Source organism: Mycobacterium sp. UM_Kg27 (assembly GCF_000972905.1).
Classification (GTDB): domain Bacteria; phylum Actinomycetota; class Actinomycetes; order Mycobacteriales; family Mycobacteriaceae; genus Mycobacterium.
The window spans coordinates 1-223 of record NZ_JRMM01000389.1 but is presented as its reverse complement, the minus strand read 5'-3'; the positions used below and the strand labels follow the sequence as shown (position 1 = coordinate 223).

Sequence of the window (223 nt, the reverse complement as noted above, 5' to 3'; positions counted from 1 at the left end):
TGTTGGATGCGCATATTCCGCAGTTGGTGGCGTCGGAGTCGGCGTTTGGTGCCAAGGCGGCGTTGATGCGGTCGACGATGGCGCAGGCGGAGCAGACGGCGATGTCGGCGCAGGCGTTTCATGTGGGTGAGGCGGCTGCGGCGTTTCAGGGGTCGCATGCCCGGTTTGTGGCGATGGCGGCGCGGGTGAATGCGTTGCTGGATATGGCGCAGGTGAATCTGGC

1 protein-coding gene is annotated in these 223 nt (G+C 65.0%); it reads left to right on the top strand.

Features of this window, described 5'->3' with window-relative positions; all coding sequences use genetic code 11:
• Window positions 1-2: 2 nt before the first annotated feature.
• Window positions 3-223, top strand: a 221-nt coding sequence (locus tag LI94_RS21770; protein ID WP_046302580.1) for a hypothetical protein, incomplete at its 3' end; no start/stop codon positions are given.